This window comes from Vibrio sp. 1CM23M (genome assembly GCF_023161755.1).
Classification (GTDB): Bacteria; Pseudomonadota; Gammaproteobacteria; order Enterobacterales; family Vibrionaceae; genus Vibrio; species Vibrio coralliirubri.
In genome coordinates this window covers 416,738-438,765 of the sequence record NZ_JALNTR010000003.1, presented here as the reverse complement: position 1 = coordinate 438,765, position 22,028 = coordinate 416,738, and the positions used below count along the sequence as shown (strand labels likewise).

The 22,028-nt window shown below is 44.3% G+C and carries 14 protein-coding genes; 11 read left to right on the top strand and 3 right to left on the bottom strand.

Annotation, left to right across the window (positions count from 1 at the left end; genetic code table 11):
- A partial coding sequence (locus MSG35_RS12895; protein WP_248384136.1) for a cadherin-like domain-containing protein occupies nucleotides 1-2,660 on the bottom strand: 2,660 nt, incomplete at its 3' end.
- Between the two features lie 187 nt (nucleotides 2,661-2,847).
- Here MSG35_RS12895 and MSG35_RS12890 point away from each other — a divergent pair.
- The 11 genes from MSG35_RS12890 to ggt all read left to right on the top strand — a co-directional run bounded on the left by MSG35_RS12890 (nucleotide 2,848) and on the right by ggt (nucleotide 19,380).
- Nucleotides 2,848-3,201 carry a hypothetical protein gene (locus MSG35_RS12890; RefSeq protein ID WP_248338216.1) on the top strand — a complete coding sequence of 118 codons (354 nt, stop codon included), beginning with the start codon at nucleotides 2,848-2,850 and terminating at the stop codon, nucleotides 3,199-3,201.
- 12 nt (nucleotides 3,202-3,213) lie between these two features.
- Nucleotides 3,214-4,563, top strand: coding sequence for an HlyD family type I secretion periplasmic adaptor subunit (locus MSG35_RS12885; protein ID WP_122080866.1), 1,350 nt, complete (start codon nucleotides 3,214-3,216; stop codon nucleotides 4,561-4,563).
- A 3-nt stretch (nucleotides 4,564-4,566) separates the two neighbouring features.
- On the top strand, nucleotides 4,567-6,798 hold the full coding sequence (locus MSG35_RS12880) for a response regulator (protein WP_248384134.1): 2,232 nt from the start codon (nucleotides 4,567-4,569) through the stop codon (nucleotides 6,796-6,798).
- Nucleotides 6,773-8,197 carry a TolC family protein gene (locus MSG35_RS12875; RefSeq protein ID WP_248384132.1) on the top strand — a complete coding sequence of 475 codons (1,425 nt, stop codon included), beginning with the start codon at nucleotides 6,773-6,775 and terminating at the stop codon, nucleotides 8,195-8,197. Before MSG35_RS12880 ends, MSG35_RS12875 begins: the two co-directional genes overlap by 26 nt.
- Nucleotides 8,187-9,773 (top strand): ABC transporter transmembrane domain-containing protein, encoded by a 1,587-nt coding sequence (locus tag MSG35_RS12870; protein ID WP_052879653.1) that lies wholly within the window; start codon nucleotides 8,187-8,189, stop codon nucleotides 9,771-9,773. The genes MSG35_RS12875 and MSG35_RS12870 overlap by 11 nt, the downstream gene beginning before the upstream one ends.
- Nucleotides 9,770-11,908 (top strand): ATP-binding cassette domain-containing protein, encoded by a 2,139-nt coding sequence (locus MSG35_RS12865; protein WP_248384131.1) that lies wholly within the window; start codon nucleotides 9,770-9,772, stop codon nucleotides 11,906-11,908. The genes MSG35_RS12870 and MSG35_RS12865 overlap by 4 nt, the downstream gene beginning before the upstream one ends.
- Nucleotides 11,909-12,017: 109 nt before the next feature.
- The gene (locus tag MSG35_RS12860) at nucleotides 12,018-12,392 is read left to right on the top strand and encodes a hypothetical protein (protein ID WP_048608507.1); all 375 of its coding nucleotides are present in this window, start codon (nucleotides 12,018-12,020) and stop codon (nucleotides 12,390-12,392) included.
- Between the two features lie 213 nt (nucleotides 12,393-12,605).
- On the top strand, nucleotides 12,606-15,809 hold the full coding sequence (locus MSG35_RS12855) for a response regulator (protein WP_248384129.1): 3,204 nt from the start codon (nucleotides 12,606-12,608) through the stop codon (nucleotides 15,807-15,809).
- 9 nt (nucleotides 15,810-15,818) lie between these two features.
- Nucleotides 15,819-16,295: a hypothetical protein gene (locus MSG35_RS12850; RefSeq protein ID WP_108091549.1), complete on the top strand. Its 477-nt coding sequence runs from the start codon at nucleotides 15,819-15,821 to the stop codon at nucleotides 16,293-16,295.
- 1 nt (nucleotide 16,296) lies between these two features.
- The gene (locus MSG35_RS12845) at nucleotides 16,297-17,388 is read left to right on the top strand and encodes a sulfate ABC transporter permease (RefSeq protein WP_248384127.1); all 1,092 of its coding nucleotides are present in this window, start codon (nucleotides 16,297-16,299) and stop codon (nucleotides 17,386-17,388) included.
- Nucleotides 17,389-17,649: 261 nt separating this feature from the next.
- Nucleotides 17,650-19,380 carry a gamma-glutamyltransferase gene (gene ggt / locus MSG35_RS12840; RefSeq protein ID WP_248384126.1) on the top strand — a complete coding sequence of 577 codons (1,731 nt, stop codon included), beginning with the start codon at nucleotides 17,650-17,652 and terminating at the stop codon, nucleotides 19,378-19,380.
- Between the two features lie 147 nt (nucleotides 19,381-19,527).
- Here the strand turns inward: ggt and MSG35_RS12835 are convergent, their stop codons facing one another.
- A complete protein-coding gene (locus MSG35_RS12835) occupies nucleotides 19,528-20,586 on the bottom strand; it encodes a HEAT repeat domain-containing protein (RefSeq protein ID WP_248384125.1) in 1,059 nt (352 codons plus the stop codon).
- 87 nt (nucleotides 20,587-20,673) lie between these two features.
- Nucleotides 20,674-22,005 (bottom strand): anaerobic sulfatase maturase, encoded by a 1,332-nt coding sequence (locus tag MSG35_RS12830; RefSeq protein WP_048611131.1) that lies wholly within the window; start codon nucleotides 22,003-22,005, stop codon nucleotides 20,674-20,676.
- Between the last annotated feature and the right edge of the window lie 23 nt (nucleotides 22,006-22,028).

Genomic DNA, 22,028 nt, shown 5'->3' with positions numbered 1-22,028 from the left:
GGGTTAACCGTAAGGTCAGCAGAAGCTTGAACGGTATTGGTGCCATCTGAGATATCGAAGCTGATATCGATGTCGCCATTGAAGTTCTCATCTGGCGTGATGGTGAAACTGCCGTCATCGTTAGCTACAACCGTCGCATCACCGTCAACCGTTAGGTCGCTAGCTGTCAGGTCGTCGCCCTCTACGTCAGACGCTTGCGATAGAAGCTGCTCTTGGCTTAGACGAATCGAACCGTCTTCGTCGATTGAGTACGCTAGGTCGCCCGACACAGGTGCATCATCAACGGCTGTTACACTCACATCGATGTTTGCTGACACCGTATCGGTGCCGTCTGATACATCAAATCCGAAGTTTACGTCACCATTGAAGTTTTCGTTTGGTGCGAAGGTGTAAGTACCATTACCGTTGTCGGTAAGAATACCGTCACCGCCATCGTAGGTCACACCTTCAACCGTTAGGTTGTCACCTTCGATGTCAGTCGCACCGGTTAATAGGTCTGCATCAGTGAAGATGAGTGTGCCATCTTCTTCAACGCTGAACTGTTGATCTTGAGGGACTGGTAAATCGTTAACTGGATTAACCGTAAGGTCTGCAGAAGCTTGAACGGTATTGGTGCCATCTGAGATATCGAAGCTGATATCGATATCACCGTTGAAGTTCTCATCTGGCGTAATGGTAAAGCTGCCGTCGTCGTTAGCTACAACCGTCGCATCACCACCAACCGTTAAGCCGCTCGCGGTTAGGTCTTCACCTTCAACATCAGACGCTTGTGACAACAGCTGTTCTTGGCTCAGTGTGATTGAACCATCTTCGTTAACGTTGTAAGCCAAATCACCCGATACTGGCGCATCATTGATTGGCAATACGTCAACATTGATGACGGTATCAACTTCTGCACCGTCTTCATCACGAATGGTGACATCAAGCTGAACTTGGCCATTAAAGTTCTCATTCGGTGCGAAGCTACAAGTGCCATCACCATTTACTGAGAAGATACCCTCAGGGCCATCGTAGCTAATACCAACTAGCTCAACATCCCCTTCTACATCTGAGGCATTAAGCAACACTTGAGACTCACTGAAGGTCAGTACTGAGTCTTCATCAATGGTGTAAGACGTTGGGCCTGCAACCGGCGGATCGTTCACTTCAAGAACATTGATACCCGCAGTCGTCGCGTCAGTCGCACCATCTTCATCAGCAACAACCACATCCAGTGCAATTTCACCGCTGAAGTTCTCATTTGGCGAGAAGGTATAAGTGCCGTTACCATTGATTTCAAGGACACCGTCACTACCAGAGTAAGTCACGCTGTCTATCGATACATCACCTTCAATATCTGAAGACGTTGCCAATAGTTGTGCATCAGAAATGGTAATCGAGTTATCTTCATTTACGGTGTAAGAAGTAGAACCCGCAACTGGAGGATCATTTTCCGGAGTCACGCTAACATCAATGTTTGCAGACACGGTATCGGTACCGTCTGACACATCGAAGCTAAAATTCACATCGCCATTAAAGTTTTCGTTTGGCGCAAAGCTATATGAGCCATCACCCAAGTCAGTCAGTACGCCATCAGTACCTTCATAAGTGATACCTTCAACCGTCAGGTTATCGCCTTCAATGTCAGTAGCGCCAGAAAGAAGGTCAACGTCGGTGAATACAAGAGTTCCGTCTTCCTCGATTTCAAACGTTTTATCTTCAGGAACAGGCGCGTCATTAATCGGACGTACCGTTAAATCAATTGCGCTACTAATCGTTTCTTGGCCGTCACTAATGTCGAAAGTAAGGTCAAGTTCACCATTAAAGTCAGCTGAAGGAACAACGGTGAAAGTACCATCACCATTGTCTTGAACTGTTGCATCAGCACCAACTTGAACGTTAGAAGCAACAAGCTCGTCCCCATCTACATCACTTGCGTATTCGAGTAATTGTTCTTGAGTGAATGTTATGGAGCCATCTTCATCCATGATGTAAGCCAGATCTTGTTCAGCTTCTGGTGCATCATTTTCACTTTCGACTTTGATTTTAAACGTTTCGCTTACCGTTTCAGAATCAAAATCATCTTCTACTTCGCTAATGGTCTCTTCGTCAGAAGCTTGAACATCAACTGCAAATGTCTCTTCTACTGTTTGTGAATCTAGATCATCACCAACTTGCTGGTCACCCGACTCTGAAGATGTCGCACTCGGCGCTGCTGAAGTACGCGCAGCTTGGCCTTGTTCATCATTACCTTCTGCGTCTGCACCACCTGTCGCAGCCTCTGCGTTATCACCACCTACAGCTTGTGCGCCCGCTCCGGCACCGCCACCACTACCAGCAGCGTTATCCGAACCAGCTTCAGAAGCGGCCCCACCAACTACATTGGATTGTGCAGCGTCTGAGTCTCCATCACTTTCTGGCGTCTCTTCTTGCACAGCCGCACCAGAAGCCGAGGCATCTTCAGCATTACCTGCACCACTCGGATTGTCGTCTAAAGCCTGGTTAACTTCGTCTGCCGCATCCGTATTTTCAGCACCCGTCGCTATTGTCGACGCAATCGTATTTTGTTGATTTTGTTGATTCTGCTGTTGGGAGGGCGTACCCGCGTCGTTCGTGTCCGTTTGTTCTACCGCGTCATTTAGATCTTCATTTTGGTTGTTTTGGTTATTTTCGCCTGCCATTACAGCCTCCGTTGCTACTAGCTAACTGATCGTATTTATAGAGGCATTAAAGGACATCATTTTGAAAAACCAATTTTTTATACAACATTTTTCATAATTTCTTTTTAAAGAGAAAGAATCAAAAAAAATTTGAAAACTGCGTTTAAAGATCCTTAGTTATTGTGATTAAAGCAATTAAGGCAGTGGAGTGATGATAGACATGACGAATTTGTTGCGCTCGGTCGACAACAACCACAAAGGGCTGCAATTGCTATTAGGCGACTTTTACAATGACTTTTCTGACGCAGCCCTAAATATAGAAGCGCTTCATAAGAGTAATCGTTTTGATGAACTCAATAGTTACTCAAAAAAGTTGAAGACCATCTTAACGTTGCTTTGCGACCAAGACCTTCCGCCCAAAATGGCCAAATTGGAACACTTGAGTAGACACGAGTTCCCTGCGCCGGAAGATCTAATAGAGGATGTAAAAACTGAATTGCACAACGTCAATCGACAAATCAACCACTTGTTGGATATTAAGGAAGTAATAGATGGCAAGTAACCGAGGTCAGTCATGAGCAATAACCAAATAGAACATCACCTCAGAAAAGCACTTGTTTCCAATAACGAGGCTTCTAAGGTCACAGCTGATGACACTATTGTACTTGCTAGTGCCATGACCAGCGTTCACAAAACGTTGCTCATTATATTCTTGCTCGCTTTGGTCGCTATCGCCGTGGCGTCACAAGCACGTATCGACATTGTTGTTTCCGTGCGTGGAGAGCTGCTATTGGAATCGGATGTCGAGAAAGTTCAACATTTAGAAGGCGGGATATTAGAAGAATTGTTAGTCAGGAAAGGTGAAGTCGTTTATGAGGGCCAACCTATCGCTCGAATACGCTCACTCGACCGTAACACTCAACTTGATACCGTGAATACTGAAATTATTCAGATTGAGCTCGATAAGATTCGTTATGAAAGCTTACGCGACATGGTAGAACCTAACTTCGACGCCTTCATTGAGAAATACCCTGAGCAAGTTCAGGTCAACATGAATACGTGGAGGCAAGAGTTCTCTAAAAACCGTTCAAATGAAGAACTCATCACTCACGATATCAAGCACAAGAACTCGTTAATCAGTTCAATGCTAAAGCGTCGCAAAAGCTCAGAGAATCAACTCTCTCTGATACGTAAGCAGCTCAACATCAAAAACACCCTCTATAAAGAAGAGATGGCGTCATATGTCGACGTACTTAACATGAAAGTACAAGAGTCGAATATGGTGCGTGAGATTGAGAACCTTGACGAGTCTGTGATGAATGAGCGTTTCCAACTCGACAAATTGGAAAAGCAACACCGTGACTTGGTTGAGAACCGAAACTCTGAGTATCAAGCGCAAATCATTCAAGCAAATAAAGACCTCAAGCTAAAGCGAATCTTACAACCACAGCATTCCGACAAGGTTGATCGCTTAATCGTCTACTCTCCGGTGGATGGTGTGGTCGACAAACTGCATTTCAATTTCCGCTCTGCTGTGATTCCTCCAGGAGAAAGTATCGCCGATATTGCACCGATCAATAACTCCCTTCACGGTGAAGCGAAGATCCCACGTAAAGACATGGGGTTTGTCGAAATTGGTCAGGCAGTGAAAGTAAAAATGGATACCTATAACTTTGCAAAATACGGGTTTGTTGAGGGAACCATCGCCTCAATCAGCCGTTCATCATACGAAGAAGAAGACGCTGAATTCTATTTAGCAGAGATTGAAATTGACCGAAACTTTCTTGAACGAGGAGGCACTCAATACAAGCTATCACCTTATATGGAATTTACCGCCGATGTAAAAACAGGCTCACGTCGCGTGATCGAATACGCAGCGAAACCTGTGATGTCAGCCATAGAGGATGCTTTCGATGAGAGATAATCAATGAGCAGGAAACCTTCGTACAATATTTCCGTACCCGCTCTACGTTTAAGCATACTATTTAGCGTGGTATTGGCTGCGCTCGCTTTCTATTTATACTTTTCTTGGTCAAAAGTAGACTCAGTCGCACAAGTGCAAAGCGCCCCACTGCTCATACAAGCCCAGAAGCTTAATCAGACCATAGAACAAGATATTCAAACTCTGCAGCAGTGCTTAAGTACCAACACTTGCGGTACTAACGAATTCAACCTGGTTAACTTGAAGCGTGAAATTGATGAATTTCGCTCTTTAGCCTCTTTGAACAAAACCGAGTTCAGCTTGGTTGGAGCAACCGAATACACACAACTGGAATTGGCGATTAATCGTTTCTCTGATAGCTCCAAAACACGTAACGACGTATTGGGCTTGTACCTTTCATTGACCAATAACTACCTGAAGATGGATGACAACTATCGCACCATGTTTAACAACCATGCGAATGACTTGATGTCTGAGAAGAACGAGTTCTTTATCTGGTTGTTTATGGTGGTCGTGATATTGGCTGTTATCACGATTCTATCCAACTCAGTTGCTATGTTGAAACTGAAAAAATCCAGCTCGAACGAACGCGAAATCGACTATGAATTCGATGCCCTGTATCAAGAGCTGAAGCAGCTAAATTTACAACGTCTTGAAGAGCTTCTTAATGAAGTGAGCATCAACCCCAAGCAGCGTCAGATTTACTCTCATCTCAAACTTATCTTCAGTAAATTAGAAGACCAAAAGCGCAATAACGATCTCTACAAACAGTTGTATGCGTTAATCGGTTATGAGATTCGCGGAATTACAAACACCATCAACGGTGGCGTCCAATATCTGGTTCAAGAAACCGATGAAAACGGCGTGTTGATGGCGAAGGATATTACCTCTGCGTGTAGCACACTATCTGAGTTAGCAGAAAACTATAATCGCTTGATTTCACAGGGTACGGAAAGTAAATCGAAAGAATTTTCACTACTGAACGTCTTGTCGGAATTGATGATTCATATCAGCGCAAAGATTCAGCGAAATGAAGGCGAACTTGACTGCTTTATCTCAGACAACTTACCGAATCGTGTTGCAGGCCAATCCACCAGCTTGTTCTGGATACTGTTCCTTCAACTTTCTAACGCTATTCAACTCAAATCAAATAAGAAACTGTTTGTGACGATTGAATCAGGTGCGGCATCAGACATGGAAAATACCCGTGTCACCATCAACCTCAACTTCTTATCAACGCTGGATGTCTCTGTTGCCAAGCTCAATAAACTCCATTGGAGCGCACACAAAGACCATACAGCCAGCACAGATGACTTAGCAAAAAGCGTTCTGAAGGACTACGGATATTACGAGAGTCACTGGTTCCAGTCAGGGGCTCAGGAACGTTTCCAGATCGAGCTTGATCTTAAGGCTAAGAACTTCCACACAGAGAAAACGCGCTTTGATGGCAAGCGTTTACTCTTGTGTGCTAATACTCAAGTTCGTATCGATGTGATGAAGAAAATGCTCAGTAACTTGGGGCTTGATATCACCGAGATTCGCACTGCAAATGAGCTTTTCTCAGCGGCAAAAACGTTCGGTGATTACGATGCGATAATGTTGACCGATACCTTTGAACCCAACAAGTTGCCGTCGTTGAGTAAGACGGTGAAATCTCAGCTTAAGAACCACCCAAATACCAAGTTACTGTTGTCAGTGACCAACACTCAGCAAGCACAAGAGTGTCATAGCTTCGTCGACAAAATCATCAACGCCCCTGCTATCCCTTACGAGTTCATTCCAAACCTACTCACCATTATGGAAGCGGAAGCATCGGAAGAACAGATGGAAAATAGCTCATTCCTTATCGTAGAGGATGACCGAGTTCAGCAGATCTTACTGAAACGAATCTTGACGAAGCAAGAATATGAACCAGACATGGTTGGCGATGGCGCCGATGCGGTGAAGCACTTCATGAATAAGCGTTCTGACATCATCTTCATGGATTGCATCATGCCGGGTATGGGCGGCATCGAAGCCACAAAACGCATTCGCCAATTCGAACAAGAAAACGAGAAAAACCCTTGTACCATCATAGGTGCAACCGCATTGACCAGCAGTAACGAACACCAGGCTTGTATTGAGGCCGGAATGGATTACGTGATCAGCAAACCTTATAAAAGCGACCAAATCATCAAGGTGATCAACAAGTATGTGGCGGTACAAAAACTTAACTAGCAGCATCATGGCTGCGCTTGTATTAAGCACAACACCATCAGTATCGGCGACTACCCTGCTTGAAGCGGTAGAGCTCGGCCTGCAAAACAGCCTGTCTCTTCGCGCCAGTGATAAGGGCGTGGAAGAAAACGAGTACAACATTGGTATCAGTCGCTCTAAGTTTCTGCCTTCACTCAATGGTGCTGCCGATACCACATGGAACGAGAATGAAACCTTGCTATCGAGCGTGCCGGATGAAACCTCTAGCTATAACTCAAACAGCTACAGCCTTTCGTTATCCCAATCCATATTCAATCTTGGTGACATTTTCAAATATGGGACAGCAAAGCTCGACTTCAATATCGAAGAAATTAAACACGAGAACAAAATCCAAAGCACCATTTCGGAAATCGGGTCTCAATACTTTGAGTATTTAAAAAACAACGCCCAAATTAAAGCGACCACGGTTGAGCTTAAATCATCTGAAACACGTGAACATCAAATGCGACGCAATGTAGAACTAGGTAACACCGCAGCCAGTGAGCTGTACGAAGTGATTGCTCAGAAAGAAGGTGTGTCGAACCGGCTAAGAACCTTGCAGAAAGACCGACGAGTCATTCTCAACGGGCTCTCTATTCAAATTCAATACCCTATTACTCCGTCGCAAGACATATACGAAAGCGTGCCTTTAAAAGAGATCAACGAAACCGAGCAACGCTCGATCATGGATCAGGCGTTAAAACTGAATAACGACTTGTTGGTGGCAAAGAAAAACGTAGAGAGAAGCCGCAGAAGCTTAAAAGAGAGCGGTTCGAACTTCTTACCGACCGTATCACTTTCAGCCAGCTATCGACACGATGACGCCAATAACTACGATAAGACCGATATTACAGCGACAGGTGAAAGTAACTCAACCAGTGTTGGCTTAAACCTCGCGGTGCCTATCTTGTCCGGTGGCTCTGATTACTATGGCTATCAAAAATCATCGACTGCCATCGAACGTACCGAACTGCTTTATCAAGATTCGCTTTACACCACACGTAACAGTGTGAATACATCAGTGCTCAACATTAACGATTTCTCGCAGTCTATAAGCAGTTACGAAAACATCATTCGCGCCAACTACGCCTCTTATAAAGGGATCCAACGAGCCTACCAATTAGGCACGCGTACCATCACCGATTTGCTGGCGGCGGAAAGTAAACTGTTCAGCGCATTAAGAGACTACGAAAGCGCACGATACGACTACATCATCGAGACCATCAAGCTTGAGCAAATTAAAGGCATACTCTCAATTCAATCGATAGAGAGCATCATGCAATTGATGAGCGATATTGAGGGACGAGACAATCAAGATTTGGTGCCTAAACACCTTCTCTCAACGGAGTCATTGAGAAAAGGAGGTCGTAATGCAAACTGAGCAGTTTTCGCAAAAGATAAATATGGCAGATAAGTGTTATCTGACTTTCTCAACGATAATATCGACCCTGTTTGGCTTGGTACTGCCCTTCTCTATTCTGATCATTTTTGACCGAGTGTTACCCAACCAAGCACAAGATACGCTGTTCTTATTGTTCGCGATTATTTTGATTTCCATCTTCCTCGACTATCACTTAAAAAGTCAGGAAGAGAAAATCTCCTCCGTCATCATGAGGCAGTTTGAAACCAACCTAACCAACAAGGTATTCCAATCCATTTGTTTGGCGGAAATCTCTAAATTCCGTCGTTTGGAACCAGGCGAATACCTAGAACGAATCTCAACGATTCCTGAACTTAAGACCTTCTTTGGTGGTGAGTCAGTTCGAGCGCTTATCAACCTTGCTGTTAGCGTGATTACTATACTTATTATAGGTCTCATCAACATATGGGCTGGTATCACCCTTCTAATTGCCTCAGCCGTCTTAGCGATTTTCGCTTGGAGCCTTTCCAAACAGAAAATTGGTAGCTTGCAGAATAAGTCAGACATCGAAGGGTTAACTACCTCCAAAATCATTGAGATTATCTCTAGCCCGCTTGATATTAAAGCGCGAAACATGGAGTACCGCGTTGAAAGCTTGATGACACAAATGGTCGAAGAGCGCGAAGTTGAGAACATCAAATATGAGCAGATCGAGTCGAACTTTGGCTTGATTTTGGCGCTCATCCAACAGCTATCCATTGCTTGCGTTGTGGTGGTCTTGGCGACTGCCGTAATCAATATGGAATCGAGTCAAGGCATCATGGCCGCGATCATCATGCTGACCAACCGTTACTTTGCGCCATATCAACAGGTAATGAGAACCGCAAGCCGCTGGGAGTTAAACAAACTCCATATCCAACGTATAGCAGACCTCCTTGAATTGGCCGCTTCTGTTGAACACCAACATGAAACAACAGAAGTAGAACGTATCTCGGTTAAGTATTCTGAAAAGCAGCGTATCGAGTTCGAACTCGGACAAGCCTATTTGCTGACAGGAAAAAGTGGTTCAGGTAAGACCCACCTAGCTAACTGTATTACGCGTCAGAACAGTGATAGCAAACTCGATATCATGATTAACGATACGCCTTTGGATGACGTCAATTACAACGTTTGGCGTAACAGTGTATTGATGGTTGATAAGACCAGTTCTTTCGTAGAAGGGACGATTATCGATAACCTAACCTGTTTCCGCCCAAGCTTGAATAACACGGCGTTTGCACTGTGTGAAACCATGAACATCAAAGCTCAAATTGATGGGCTTCCTGCCGGTTTTTATACAGAACTCAAAGGCCATATGCGTAACCCATTTTCACGCCAAGTTGGTTATGCCTTACTATTAGTTCGTGCCCTGCTCGCAAGTAAACGCGTATTGATATTTGATGACATCGATTGTGTGTTTGATGAGGAATTTGCGAGAGTGGTTCTCACCAGTACGGCTTATCGTGCCAACGACAAAATCTTAATCATCGCCAGCAATAAAATGGACAAACTTAACCACCGCCTCAAACGTGTAAAACTTACCGGAGGTGACCAATGAGTATCCTAGTAGACTTCAATAATGTGCCGCAACGTGTCTTGGATTTTGAATCTAGTGGATACGACGAACGTTACAGTCAATCGCCACTTATTCGTGGTTTGGCCTACACCCTTATAGCACTCGAATGGGAAGGCACACCCGCAATACTCAGCGATGCTTTTATTCCAAAACCCAAAGATGGCGACAGCTTTACAGCAACCATAGAGCGCCTTGGGTATCGCTGTGATGTGACTAAACTAAAGACACTCGAGAATATCGATAAGCACCCACACCCATGCTTTATTGAAATAGAGAATCTAAGTGCGATTTTCTTAGGCACCAAAGATGGAAAGTTGCTGCTGTTTGATTACACGAACAACAACACCATTGAATACCCAATGTGCAAGAAGCCCTGTTTGCTGATTGCGATTAGCGAATATTCTCGTCTGTTCCGCGAACCACCTCCGGAATCGCAAGACAGAAGCAATTGGATTAAATATGCTTTCTATCGTTACAACAATGAACTTAAAAGCCTGATCATTCTAAGCTTCGTCATCAGTATTCTCGGTGCATTGCAGCCATTCTTTATTATGAGTGTATATAACTTCGCACTGACTTCGAGCTCCGAAGCCACACTCTATTGGTTAACCTTATTCGCCATTATTGTTGGCTTCTCGGAGTATTTCTTTAAAAAGATGCGGGTAAATATCATTGCCACGTCCGGTAAAGATCTCGCCGTGCACATCTCGCAAGCCGTTATATCTAAGCTGCTGTGGCTACCTTATGCGATGACATCTACAGCTGGGGTCTCTTCTCAGTTAGCGCGTTTGAAAGATATCGATACGTTCCGCCGCTTAGTGACTGCAGAATCAACCCTCAGCTATTTTGATATGCCGTTTGTGATTGTATTTATCATCGCCATTGCTCTGATGTCTGGTACAGCGGCATTGGTGGTGATGGGCGGCTTAATACTGATGTTAGTGTTCTGTATTTACTCTCGCTATATCTATTCGCAAGCCACATCCAAAAGCTCACGCGCCAATGCGATGGTCTCGTATCAATGGAATGAAATTCTTCGTGGTATCAAGACTATTCAAGGCTTGCCTTTACTTCGTGTCGTTCAATCTCGATTCAGCGCATCACATATGCAAAGCACCAGTGATGCCGAAAATGTTGCTGTGACTAACAGTAAGATTCAGGCCGCTGGCGGTAGTTTGATTCAAGTGATTGGCACAGCAAGTATCGTGACTGCAGTTATTGGCGTAATGGAAGGCACTTCTGATGCGGGTGCCATGCTCGCGACCGTTATTCTGGTTTGGAAAGCGTTAGGCCCAATCATGGGTATCTATAACTCAATTTCCAAGTTCCAGTCGATCAAGGCTTCATCTGCACAGATAAACAACCTGATGTCGATGAATGACGACAAATTAACCTTAGAGAAAAGCCCGCCTATTCGCCTGTTCCAAGGCAGCATCGTGGGCAGCGGTGTCAGTCACCGATACGCGGGAGCAGCAACCGGCTTAACTAACTTGGGGTTCAAAATCCCACCCAGTGCAAAAGTGGTCATTTGTGGCCCAACGGGCTGCGGCAAAACCACCTTAATTTCAGTCATTGCTGGGTTAGAAGACCGGTATCAAGGCGCAGTCTCTGTCGATGGTTACAACATTAAACAGTTCAATAGCTACCGTTATCGCACATCGATTAACTACATCCCTTTTAATTTGCATATTTTTGAAGGCTCACTCGAGACCAACTTCATTCTACACAACGGGCTGATTCCAACAGACAAGATGCAAGAGATGGTGAGCTTCTTCGAGTTAGATGAATGGCTTCCGGAAGGCTTAGCTACTCAGTTAAGCGTGGATAAATGCAAAAGTCTCCCGAATGGAATTCAACAAAAATTGCGTCTGGCACTCGGCTTAGGTAACTGTGAGCAATCTCTGATTATTATTGATGAACCATTCAATGGTGCAGAAAATGAAAATGCGCAGTACTTTAACCGTTTGTTCAGCGATAAGTTGCTGAATAAAACAGTCATTTTTTCGACCAACGACCCCGGTTTGATCGCAACATCAAACATGAGTTTAGTGTTAGAACCGGATGGGAATTTGAAATATTTTGGCTTAACAGACAAATACTTAAACAGTTTGAGTTAAACACAACGATGCTTATTCACAAATTACTCGTTTAATAAATGGATGTAATTGACAAAAACATAAGTGAGAGAGATGATTCGATCTAGAACCACTTGTAACAAGGAAGCTAATGTACACATTCGTTGCAGACAAGCTTGATGTAGCCTATTTATCCGCAATTCCTGAAAACCACCAACTTCAGGAGTGCGATGTGCCTGAAGAAGAGATGGAGCTTCGAGAGATCGTTGAGGTTTGGTATGAGTCTGCCTTCCTACCCGCTTTCAATCTTCAGAAAATAGACATTGAGAACAAAGCGGAACTCACCGTCATACAAATGCACGTATTCAGCAATGATACGAGCACGCTCGCCTTCCTGCTAAAAAACAGAGTGTATCGCGCTGCACTTAACAGAATGCTAGGTATTTGGACATTAGAACCCTCTGCAAAAACCGTATTAGAGCAACTTCTTTTCGAATTAAGCCTAGATAAAAAGCGCCCACATTAACTTTCTTTTAAGTAATTCATCAGTAAGCATATAAACCAAACCGACTACCAAACGCTATAAATTATTAATAAAAGAACGCATTTCAAAATAAGCTCTGGAATCACAAGAACTTATACCCCTCCCACACTTACATAAAATTTACCGTTTCAAAGTTTCCATATCTACATTTTTATTCTACTGTTTTTATATAAAAACAGTTGGATGGATCCTTATATGGCGATTACGGTCTGGAATAACCTTTCAGTCAAACATAAACTCTTTGGCTTAGTTCTACTTCCCATTTCACTACTGCTGTTCCTTGCAGGCAGACAAGCTTATATTTTAACGACTCAATTAACCGATTTTGAGCGGACCAATCAGTTATCTGTGTATCTTCAAGATATCTCGGTCTTATATCGAAGCACCCTCGCTTCTAGCCCTGAAGAGTTCGCAACACAAAGCAGCCAAGTAAAGGCAGAATTGAAAACACTCTCGCCTATCATTTTTTTAGGCGCTTCTGATGAAATGAATCAACTGGTTTCAGATTTCAGTGAAGCGACCCTATCAACGATGGAAGCGACTGACACTTACGATAAATTGGACGCCCTCGAATGGCAGAGTGATTTATACAAACAACTGTTACTTGAAGTCGAAAAAGTCCCTTTCGAAAACACCAAGCGTGAAATTCAACAACACCTCACCGCATTACAACAACTTGAATGGTTGATGTTCTGGTCAAACGAAGAATTCAAGCTAGGTACTTCATTAATTGAGATATTCCAAAGCAGCCAAGAATACGACCCAGAACTCGCTGAGCAAATCAAAACCTTGAGCGAAAGACAACAGTTGTTCCTAGAGCGCTTTGTGTCGTTGAATGCCAACGAACACCAAGTTTCACTAATGGTTGAAGTGTTTCGAAATGATGTTTTTGCACAAAGCCAAGAGATCAGAAACGCACTACTCGATCTAAACGCTATCAGCCAACTGACGCCTCAAGAAGTATCTGTTGGGTTGGAAGCGATGAGCGCTCGACTCAGTTTATTGCAAAGCCTAGGCAATGTGATCAAGCAAGAATTCCAGCAAGAGGTTGAGCAAGCCATCTACGACGCGCAAGTACAACGAACCTTGTTTATTTCCATTGTTGCTGTGCTTGCAATGATCGTTATGGGATTAACCCTAAGCTTGGCAAGACAAGTCACCAACAACCTAAATTTGGTGTTAGCTTTCTTAAAAAGCGAAAATGATGACACGCGCCCTTGTCTAGATAAATTGATCCAAGGTAAAGATGAACTCAGCCTGTTTGCTCAACAAGTTGAACGATTGACCATCGAACGAGAACTCGCGAAAGATAGACTGACGGTAGCAAAAGAAGACGCAGAGCGAGCTAAAGAAGACGCTGAAGAAGCAAAAGATCACGCGATACAAGCCAGTAAGGCCAAAAGTAGCTTCTTGGCAAACATGTCACACGAGATTCGTACTCCATTGAATGGCGTTATCGGTATTTCTGAGATCTTGTCTGATACACCGCTGACACCAACACAACGCGATTATGTCGATACCATTGAGACCTCTTCTCAACTGCTATTAAGCCTTATTAACGACATTTTGGACTTCTCTAAGATCGAATCCGGCATGCTCTTGATCAGCCCTCATTCTGCATCAATTCGAGAATCGATTTACGACATAGCATCTATTGTTGCACCTAAAGCCAAAGAGCAAAAAATATCGGTTAACGTCGATATCAGCCCTGATACACCGGCACGCGTGATGATAGACGATCACCGTTTAAGACAGATCTTGATGAACTTTATGTCGAATGCGGTTAAGTTCACGGCTGAAGGTGGCGTAACACTGTCAATCAAAACACTCGAACAATCGGACGATAATGTCACCATTCGATTTGCCGTTCGCGACACAGGTATTGGTATCGATTCAAAGCAACAAAAACAAATATTTGAACCCTTCGCTCAAGAGGATGATTCAACAACCAGACAATTCGGTGGTACCGGTCTTGGCCTTGCTATTAGTACTCAGTTGGTTGAGTTAATGGGTGGCCAGATACAACTTGATTCAGTTAAAGGTGAAGGTAGTTGTTTCTACTTCGACCTAACATTGGCCGTTGATTTGATGTTACCGAAACCAAGCACTGCCTCAGCAAATATCTATATTCTAGGTAACGAGAACATGCTTTCTGAACGTATAGAAAGCGACCTTAATCTCTATGGGTTGAAAGTTACTCAGCAAACCAACAGCGCGGATACCATTAACGAGCAAATTTCTGCGAAAAAACACGACAAACCAACCACCGTTATTTTTGCTGAGGACGATTCATTCCAAGCGAGTGACTATTCAGACAACCTAGACAAACTCCACAAGAATGGCGCAACGATTTGTTTGATTCGTTCATTCCTAAGTGACCCTGCAGATATTGGGCACTGTATTACCGCTCAAGTATCACAGCCCCTACTCGGCTTGCGCTTAATAAAAGCCATTGAACTTTGTGACTCACAAGGTCTAGCTGAGCTGTCCGAAGCCAATCAACAAGGTCAGGCAATTCAGCACAAGATTCTTATCGTCGAGGACAACAAGATCAACCAGAAAATCGCGGGGCTTCACGTTGGAAAAAGCGGTTTCGAATTCGAGTTCGCTAATAACGGACAAGAAGCGGTCGACATGTTTACCGCTAACCCGCATTACGCCGCAATTCTTATGGACTGCATGATGCCAGTGATGGATGGCTTTGAAGCAACTGCTAATATTCGCCGCGTTGAAAAAGAGGCCAATTCCGCTCGTCGTATTCCTATCATCGCTCTTACAGCCAGTGTGATTGATGATGATATTCAAAAATGTTTCGACGTAGGCATGGACGATTACGTGCCTAAGCCATTCAAATTCGAGATGTTGAAAGAGAAGGTTCTCGCAGCAGTAGAGGCCATGCCACTGCCGACGGCGCAAAGCGCACCTGCAACACCTTCAAACTCAACGGTCACACCGATTCATAGCGTACAAACAGCCAAACAAACATTGCCAGAGCAACCTGAGTTGAACACGGTACCAAGCAAATCTGAGAAGATTCTCTTGGTTGAAGATAATCGCGTGAACCAGAAAGTCGCTTCAGTGATGCTTAAAAAAGCCGGCTACGCCTTTGAAATTGCAGACAACGGAAAAATTGCCGTTGATATGTACCAGAACGACAGTAGCTACGACATTATTTTGATGGATTGCATGATGCCTGTTATGGACGGTTTCACGGCAACTAAGGAGATTCGAGAACACGAGAAAAACCTAGGCTTAAGCAAAACTCCTATCATCGCGTTAACCGCCAGTGTTATCGACGATGATATTCAAAAGTGCTTTGATTCAGGCATGGATGGATATGTAGCGAAGCCCGTAAGAAAAGAAAAGCTATTCCATCAAATAGAAAGCGCGACTTGTTAGGAGATACCCATGGATTGGATTAGAACAATAAAAACACTCCCACGCAGAGTCATGTTGCCAGTCGCGGTAGGGCTATTAGGAAGCTTGCTTCTTCTCAGCCCTGCTCACGCCGCTGAAGATTATGCCATATTTTCTTTAGACTCCGGATTTGAAGAGATATCAATAAACAAAGCGCGAAAGCTCTATAGAGGGAAAACTAAACGCCTCAATGGCAAACGTGTTGAACTGTCTGATTGGCCCGAGAACAGTGCCGAAAGAGAGGACTTTTATCAGCTTTTGCTTGGAAAAAATGCCGCTCAAATGAATGCACACTGGGCTGGTTTATCTTTTTCAGGAAAAGCGCGTTATCCAAGAGAAATCAAAGCGGCGTCAACCGACAGCTTAGTGGACTGGCTTGATGACAAACCAAACCGTATTGGTTACTCCCCACTCTCTTCGGTTCCTCAAAATGCCAACATTCTCTACGTTATAAGTTCGGAGAAATAATATGAAAAGAATAATTACGTCAGTACTGTGTGCTTCAGTTGCCTCTCCGGCTTTTGCGATTATTGAACTTACCGATAATTTTTCGTTAAGCGGATTCGGTTCTACTTCTTGGGCAACCTCAGATAACGATAACCCTTTAATCATCAATCGTGGTTTTACTGATGAGAGTTGTTACGACTGTGACACCACATTTGGCGTCCAACTCGATTATTTCTACAACTCATTCAAAGCTTCCGTGCAAGTTGTCAAGCCACCCCAATATGATTGGAGTGAACCGCAGTTAGAGTGGGCTTACTTAGGCTATGAATTTAATGACTTTGATGTCAGCGTTGGTCGATTGCGACTGCCACTATTCCTTGCCTCAGAGTACTACTATGTAGGCCAAGCCTACATGACAGCAAGACCGCCAACAGAGGTATACAATTCCGTATTAGGCATTACTGCGTTCAATGGCATTAAAGTGAGTTGGACTCATGATGTTAGTGACGAAGCGACTCTTTTACTTACACCCTTTATCGGCATAAAAGATAAAAACGAAGTCGACTTTAATTCGAGTACTGAGCTGGAATTTGAAACCAATCGAATGTTAGGTGCCAACCTTCAATTGAGTGGTGAAAATTATCGTTGGAATTTGTCATTCCTCGACTCCAATTTTGATCAAACCGTTTCTGGCACTATTACAATCCCTGGAACTTCGATAACAGCTCCATTCAGTAGCAAACAGGACAACCAACACATTCAACTTTGGTCGTTAGGTACTGAGTACGAATTAGGTCAAGCGGTGCTTGCAAGTGAAGGACAGATCAGTGACTTTTCGTCCTCGATGTACGCGAGTTTGGGCTATAGACTAGATTTATTCACTCCATACGTGGTTTACGGAGCGGAGTTTGATTCTCACGAACACCTAACAGGAAACAGCTACCTGATTGGTGTGGATTACGATGTGTTACCAAACGTCTCTATCAATGGTGAAGTGCAATACTTCGAAGCTCGCAAGTCAAACGGTGCGTTTGTCGAAGATTTTAACGCGCTCACTGGCTTTGATGACAAAGATGCCATCCTTTACACCATCATGCTGAGTTTCGTTTTCTAATCATGCGTAAAAATCATCGTCAATAGAAACAAAAGCCCAAGCTAATCAAACAGTCTGGGCTTTTTTATGTCTTTGAATTGTCATGCTTAACAAGCCATAACATTGGTCTTAACTATCCTTCAATACAGAAACATTTAGGTGATTTGGCGATTAATGTCAGAGCCGTCAATATTGTGTAAGAAGGCTGCAAACTCACGAACTTCACTACCTTAATTTGGTCAACCTAAGAGCGAATAAACAGATACCTTAAACGGAGAACGCATGCGAATAGCGACTTTATCTTTAAGTTTGGTTTCAGCGGTCGGTTTCGCGGCTGAGCCAAATCCTTTTCCAATTACGCCAGACGAAACTGGCGAAGAGTTTATGGTAAGTGCAACGAATCCATACGTAAGCAGCACTGGGTATTCGATACTCAAAAAAGGCGGTAATGCAGTCGATGCAATGGTGGCGATGCAGATGACAATGTCGGTGGTTGAACCGGATATGACAGGGATCGGCGGTGGTACTTTTGCGCTATTTTACCAAAAAGACAAAGATCAATTCCTCGCACTTGATGGACGAGATGAAGCCCCTTCAACTGCTACTCCAGACATGTTCATGGAAAATGGAGAAGCGCTAAGTCGAAACGAGATTTTAGGGGCTCGTTCTGTAGCGGTTCCCGGCACACTTCGTTTGCTCTATAGCACTCATCAACAATACGGAAAACTGCCATGGTCTGAGCTTGTTCAACCCGCAATTGAACTGGCAAGCAAGGGCTACGCGATGAACAGCTACACCTACGACATCGTGGTTCGTGAACAAGAACGATTGATTGAAGATCCAGAAATCGAAGCCCTGTATTGGAATGACGACCAAATCAAACCGACCGGCACATTGATGAAGAACCCAAAGCTTGCCGACACTCTGAGCAACATTGCTCAACAAGGTGATAAGTACCTTTATGGTGGCGAGTTTGGTAAGCACATCGTTGAAACGGTTAACAGCCGAATCGATGCCGACCATGCAAAACTCTCTATCGAAGATTTTGAACAGTACCAAGTCAAACAACGCGAGGTTATCGAAAGCGACTACCGAGGCAACAAGATTGTCTCGTTTGGTTATCCAGCATCTGGTGGTGTGATGGTTGCTCAAAGCCTTGAAATGTTGGAAGCCTATGACTTAGCCGACATGTCTAAAACCGATATTGAACCTTGGCGCTTGATGACCGAAGCCATGAGAATCGCTAAGGCCGATCGCATCGCTTATGCCGGTGACCCAGATTACATCGAAGCGCCAGTTTCTGCCCTACTGGACAAAGCCTACATCGATGAGCGACGTAAGCTCATTCCTGAGAGTGGCATTGCGAAAAAAAATCCGAAAGCAGGCAAGCTATCCGATACTGATTACGCTCAGTATCAAGGTTTTGAGAGCCAAGATACCGGGCACATATCCATTATCGACAAAGACGGTAATGCCATTGCTATGACCAGCACCGTCGGCACTGGTATGGGTTCAGGAGTAATGGTCGATGGTGTAATTCTTAACGCACAAATGGCGAACTTCTCCACTAAACCCACCATAAACGGTAAACCGACTCAAAATGCCATCGAAGCGGGTAAGCGACCACGCTCTGCAATCACACCATTAATGGTTATGGATAAAAAAGACGACCTGCGTTTAGTTGTCGGCTCTCCAGGTAGCTCACAAATTCCGGGTTACGTTTTGAAAGCCGTAGTAGGTGTTCTAGATTGGGATCTGTCCGCGCAGGAAGCTATTGACCTTCCAAACATCCAATACGGCACCAAGATTGATCGCACCAAACCTTATGACCCAACGGGTTTACTCGTCGAAAAGAAAACCTACGCCGAAATGTTAGTACCAGAGTTCATGCAACTCGGTTATCCGGTGCATGTCATTCCAGTCGTCAGTGGCTTGAATGCCATTGAAGTCAAAGATGGCAAGATCTATGGCGCGACCGACAGACGCCGTGCATCAAGCTCTATGGGTGAATAATAAAACGAAATGGGCAAGTAACAGGCTTGCCCTTATTTTGTCTTTAGTTGCTTGAACCTTGTCTAAGCAGTTCATGGACACGAAAAAGCCAGTCGAACGTGTCGACTGGCTTTTCATTATCGGCTTCGCTATTTACTCATTTGGATATTATGAGCTTGGCGCTACTCGTTTCTCTTTCAACTGATCAATAACATAATCAGGAGCCACTTTACCTAGCTCACCCAAGCAATCATCGGTCTTTTCATTGCCGTAGCGTACGTAGATATCGCAGACCGCGTATAACTGCTCTGGAGAACCAGAGATCAAATATGCTTTCTCGAACGATTTAGTGGACTTGTCGATATCCAACTCTTCTTGTAATACCCCATTTAGGTACCAGTAGTAGCTGTTATCTTTCGCTAGCTTCGCAGCCACTTCAATTTCTTTGGCTGCCGCAGTTTTGTCTTCAAGGCGAACCAGAGTCAACGATTTCGAATAATGCAGAGCGGCGTTGTTTGGCACGCTCTCCAAACCACGATCTAATACTTCGACTGCTTGCTTATCTTTGTTCTGAGCTCGAAAATTATCTGCGTAGCTCAACCAAACTTGCGCTTCTTTTGGATGCGTATTGATCAGCTCTAGATAAACCGTTTCCGCCTTATCCCAATCGTTGTGCCAACGAAGCACATCAGCAAACAGTAATTGGTACTTTTCAGATTCTTGCGTTTCCAAGAAGCTAATCAACTCTGTGACTGGTGGTTCAATTTGTGCTTTCTGTTCATCATCTAATGCATTGAAGTCACGGACTAGGTTTGACGTTGCCGTGTGGCGAACCATGGTATCGCTGTCTTTTAGCAGAGGTGAAACTAACGCCCAGCGATGTTCAAGTTGGTAAGGTTCAGAACCGATAACCGCCGCTTCACGCACTTCAGGGTTTTGATCTTTTAAGCCTCTTGCCACCGCCACCAGCGCGTTTTGGCTTGGGTATGAAGCAAGCTCTTGCAGTGCACCAGTACGATTTTCAACAGATTGGTTCTGATCTTGTGCCATGTAAGACAACTGCTGAATACGGGTTTGAGTGTCCGTCATTTCAAGCACTTGATTGATATTTTGTGCCGGCGCGTCAACCGTTTGTTGAACGCTATTCGCAGCCATCGCAGACGTTGAAATCAATGCGGACGTTGAAACCAATAAAGCAACAGCCGTCGCTAAACTCTTCTTCATCATAGTATTACCTTAAACTGGAGAACTTAGCCTGTCCTTAGACTCGTATCTGATTAAATTTATCTTGGACCTGCTGATCCAAAGAACAAGTTAAAACTTGGTCTCGAACGTAGCTTGTTGCGCCTGTTTCGCTCGATGCGCCATCAATACTGAGTCGCTGAATTTGCCATGAGCAACCGGATGCCCCATCGCACGAGCGATGTAAGCCATCGACTTATCGACATGAGAAAAGAACTTATGCCAACCTGCACATAAGTAGTTCAAGCCCGGTTCGCCTGCACGAGTTTTGATAAAGCGATTCTTTGGGCACTCACCATGACAAGCGAACTTGTAATCACACTGCTGACATTGACTGGTCAGTGTGCGGGATTTAGCAAAACCAAACTTTTGCTGTGGTGCGCTGTACGCTAAGTCATCAAGCTTCTCATGATGAATATTGCCAATCTTGTATTCAGGGTAAACATAGTGGTCGCATGAAAACACGTCGCCATTTGGCTCCATTGCCAAGCCCTTTCCGCATATCTCATTCAAGGTACACAGTGGGTTCGGACGCCCAATCCATGTTTCTACGCTCGCTTCAAAATACTGTACAAACACCTTACCGATGTCGTTCTTAGCCCACTCATCAAACACAGAAATCAAGAAGTTACCCCAAGCCAAATCCGACACACACCACGATTCCATGATCGAATCTTTGTGACCCGGGATAAGACGCTTGTCACCTTGCTTGAGTTGCTCACTCACTTGAGACGTTTGCGGCGCAACGGTTCTAAAGGTTTTTTGTTCAACGATAGGAATAAACTGCATTTGCGGTGACTTCACCACATCACGTAGGAAGCGATAGACCTCAAGTGCATTTTGACTGGTGAGGTTATTCACACAGGTCAGCGTTGCGAACTTCACTTGGTGTTTGTGCAGCAGCTCCACAGCCGCCATCACTTGTTTGAATGTGCCACGGCCAGCTCTGTTAACACGATAGGCATTGTGCAGCATTTCAGGACCATCAATACTCAAACCGATCAGGAAGTTGTTCTTCGCAAGAAACTCAGCCCAATCATCATTCAGCAAAGTACCATTGGTTTGTAAATCGTTTGAAATCAATACACCTTCAGGTTGGTACTTTTTCTGTAGCTCAACCACGCGTTCAAAATACGCCAAACCTAGCATTGTCGGTTCACCGCCCTGCCATGAGAAGATAATTTCTGGCGTGTTTTGACCTTCGATGTATTGTCGGATGTAGGTTTCTAACGTCTCATCATCCATTCTTGGAGAACTGCCTTTCTTGTACTCCAACAAATCTTGCTTACTTAGGTAGTAACAATATTTACAGTCAATGTTGCATGCTGCGCCAATCGGCTTAGCCATGACATGCAAGCGCTTAGACGCTTTACCGTTATATTGTGGACCTTGAGTAATATGCATGATTTACCTACCTATTTTAGTAT

Excerpts from the sequence above, each read along its gene's own strand:
- MSG35_RS12850 (WP_108091549.1), top strand. The coding sequence starts at position 15,819 with ATGGATTGGATTAGAACAATAAAAACACTCCCACGCAGAGTCATGTTG.
- MSG35_RS12835 (WP_248384125.1), bottom strand. The coding sequence starts at position 20,586 with ATGATGAAGAAGAGTTTAGCGACGGCTGTTGCTTTATTGGTTTCAACG.
- MSG35_RS12830 (WP_048611131.1), bottom strand. The coding sequence starts at position 22,005 with ATGCATATTACTCAAGGTCCACAATATAACGGTAAAGCGTCTAAGCGC.
- MSG35_RS12865 (WP_248384131.1), top strand. The coding sequence starts at position 9,770 with ATGAGTATCCTAGTAGACTTCAATAATGTGCCGCAACGTGTCTTGGAT.
- MSG35_RS12880 (WP_248384134.1), top strand. The coding sequence starts at position 4,567 with ATGAGCAGGAAACCTTCGTACAATATTTCCGTACCCGCTCTACGTTTA.
- MSG35_RS12885 (WP_122080866.1), top strand. The coding sequence starts at position 3,214 with ATGAGCAATAACCAAATAGAACATCACCTCAGAAAAGCACTTGTTTCC.
- MSG35_RS12875 (WP_248384132.1), top strand. The coding sequence starts at position 6,773 with ATGTGGCGGTACAAAAACTTAACTAGCAGCATCATGGCTGCGCTTGTA.
- MSG35_RS12870 (WP_052879653.1), top strand. The coding sequence starts at position 8,187 with ATGCAAACTGAGCAGTTTTCGCAAAAGATAAATATGGCAGATAAGTGT.
- MSG35_RS12855 (WP_248384129.1), top strand. The coding sequence starts at position 12,606 with ATGGCGATTACGGTCTGGAATAACCTTTCAGTCAAACATAAACTCTTT.
- ggt (WP_248384126.1), top strand. The coding sequence starts at position 17,650 with ATGCGAATAGCGACTTTATCTTTAAGTTTGGTTTCAGCGGTCGGTTTC.
- MSG35_RS12860 (WP_048608507.1), top strand. The coding sequence starts at position 12,018 with ATGTACACATTCGTTGCAGACAAGCTTGATGTAGCCTATTTATCCGCA.
- MSG35_RS12845 (WP_248384127.1), top strand. The coding sequence starts at position 16,297 with ATGAAAAGAATAATTACGTCAGTACTGTGTGCTTCAGTTGCCTCTCCG.